At 74.9% G+C, this 2,273-nt stretch carries 2 protein-coding genes and 1 pseudogene; all 3 read right to left on the reverse strand.

The features are described 5' to 3' along the window. Window positions 1-80: 80 nt before the first annotated feature. Window positions 81-1,634: a type I polyketide synthase gene (locus ACIQOV_RS38120; RefSeq protein WP_401055350.1), complete on the reverse strand. Its 1,554-nt coding sequence runs from the start codon at window positions 1,632-1,634 to the stop codon at window positions 81-83. Further along, window positions 1,634-1,933, reverse strand: coding sequence for an acyl carrier protein (locus ACIQOV_RS38125; RefSeq protein ID WP_359914414.1), 300 nt, complete (start codon window positions 1,931-1,933; stop codon window positions 1,634-1,636). The genes ACIQOV_RS38120 and ACIQOV_RS38125 overlap by 1 nt, the downstream gene beginning before the upstream one ends. Before the next feature lie 40 nt (window positions 1,934-1,973). Further along, a pseudogene (locus tag ACIQOV_RS38130) lies at window positions 1,974-2,273 on the reverse strand (acyl-CoA dehydrogenase); the annotation flags it as partial.

Below are 2,273 nucleotides of genomic sequence, written 5' to 3' on the forward strand. Positions count from 1 at the left end.
GCGCCGGCACGCCGAGGAGTTCACGGACGACCCGGACATCGTGGTGCCGGGCGTGGTGGCCCAGGCCGACCAGGTGCTGGTCACCGGGTCAGCAGGTCCTCGTCGTCGGCCGCCCGGCGCAGGACGGCCGCCAGGTCGGCGGTGTCGGTGGCCGGTACGGCGAAGCGGTGCCGGTGGCCGGTCTTGAGCCGGGTGCTGCTCCAGCCCACGGCGCCGACCGGGGTCACCCGGTGGCGCTGGAGGGCGTCGGCCTGCGCCACCAGGTTGCGGCGCAGCGCCTGCGCGGTGGGCGCGGTCAGGGTGAACACCGCCGCCCCGAGGCCGGTGGGCCGGGCGGCGGATCCGGCCGTGGGCCGGGCGGCGCCGCCGGGCGCGGACTCCAGCACCGCGTGGGCGTTGGTGCCGCCCATGCCGAAGCTGCTGAGGCCGCCGACGGTGGTTCCGGCCGCCAGCCGCAGGGGTGCCTTGAGCAGCCGCAGGCCGTACTTGGAGAGTTTCAGCGCCGGGTTCTCCCTGGCGGCGAACCGGCTGGCGGGCACCACCCGGTGGTGCAGGGAGAGCGCCACCTTGATGAGTCCGGCGATCCCGGCGGCGCCCTCGGTGTGGCCGAGGTTGCCCTTGACCGAACCGAGTGCCAGCGGCTTGCCGGTGCGGTCGGCGTGCAGGTCGCCGAGCGCCTTGACCTCGATCATGTCGCCGAGCACGGTGCCGGTGCCGTGGCCCTCGGTGAAGGCGACGTCGGACGGCTCGACCCCGGCCCGGCGGTAGGCGGAGGCCAGCACCTCCTGCTGCGACCAGCGGTTGGGCGCGGTGAGGCCGTTGCTGCGCCCGTCCTGGTTGACCGCGGTGCCGCGGATCACCGCGTACACCGGCTGCCCGTCGGCGATCGCGTCCTCCAGGCGGCGCAGCACCACCGCGCCGACGCCCTCGCCGCGGCCGATGCCGTCGGCGTCGGCGCTGAAGGGCTTGCAGCGGCCGTCGGGCGCGGAGAGCCCGGCCTGGGTGTAGAAGATGCCGAGGGCCGGCGTGAGGGCGATGTTCACCCCGGCCGCGACGGCGGTGTCGCACTCCCCGGCCAGCAGGGCGTTGCACGCCAGGTGGACGGCGACCAGCGAGGAGGAGCAGGCCGTGTCCACGGCCAGGCTCGGGCCCTTGAGGTCGAGGTGGTAGGAGATCCGGTTGGCGGTCATGCAGTAGCCGTTGCCGGATCCGACCTGCGCGGTGACCCGCGCGTAGTCGGTGAGGTGGAGGTGGGCCCACTCGTTGCCCATGATGCCGACGAAGACCCCGGTGTCGGTCCCGGCCAGGCTCTGCGGCGCGATTCCGGCGTCCTCGACCGCGCGCCAGGCGCACTGCAGGACCAGCCGCTGCTGGGGGTCCATCGCGGCGGCCTCGCGCGGCGAGATCGCGAAGAACTCGTGGTCGAAGGCGTCCGGGTCGGTGATGAAGCCGCCGCTGGTGGTGTTGGAGTGCCCCTCGGCGCCTTCGGGCGAGTAGAAGTCGTCGGCATTCCACCGCTGTTCGGGCACCCGCCCGACGCCGTCACCGGAGCGCATCAGCAGGTCCCAGTACGCGGCGGGGTCCGGTGCGCCGGGGAAGCGGCAGTCGATGCCGACGATGGCGACGGGCTGCATCATGCCTCTCCCACGGTGGCGCGCAGCTCCTCCACCAGGTATCCGGCGAGCGCGTCGACGGTCGGGTAGTCCCAGGCCACGGTGGGCTCCAGGACGAGGTCGAAGTCCTCCTCGATGTCGCCGCACAGGCTCAGCGCGGCGACCGAGTCCAGGCCGTACTCGGCGAGCGGGACGCCGGGGGCGATCTCGTCGGCCGGGCGCTTCAGGTAGAGGGAGATCCGGTCGGCGAGCCAGCCGGTCAGGGTCTCGACGGTGTGCTCGCCGAGGGTGGCCGGAAGGCCGGTGGTGGGGACGGTCATGAGGTGCTCCTCGCTGCGTGGGAAAGGACGGGGCGGCCGGTCAGCCGGCCAGCGGGGTGTCGTAGAGGTCGTAGCCGCGGCGCTCGTGGAAGCGGCGCAGCAGTTCCTGGTGGACCGTCTCCTCGCAGCCGGCCGGCAGGTCGGCCGGGCGGCGTCCGAGGCGCCGGGCGAGCCGGTGCAGGGCGGCCGCGGCCCAGGAGGGGTCGGCGAGGAAGGGGTCGGTGCCGTCGGCCCGGGCCGCGCGCCGGACGCCGAGGACGGCGGCCGCGGCGAGGACCACCGCGTAGCGGTCGGCCAGGGCGAAGGCGCCGGGGCCGGCCAGGGCGGTGCGGTCCTGGGG

Source organism: Kitasatospora sp. NPDC091257 (assembly GCF_044757675.1).
Lineage (GTDB): Bacteria > Actinomycetota > Actinomycetes > Streptomycetales > Streptomycetaceae > Kitasatospora > Kitasatospora lactacystinica.

Bases quoted from the DNA above. Each gene is read 5' to 3' on its own strand.
- ACIQOV_RS38120 (WP_401055350.1), bottom strand. From the start codon at position 1,634: ATGCAGCCCGTCGCCATCGTCGGCATCGACTGCCGCTTCCCCGGCGCA.
- ACIQOV_RS38125 (WP_359914414.1), bottom strand. From the start codon at position 1,933: ATGACCGTCCCCACCACCGGCCTTCCGGCCACCCTCGGCGAGCACACC.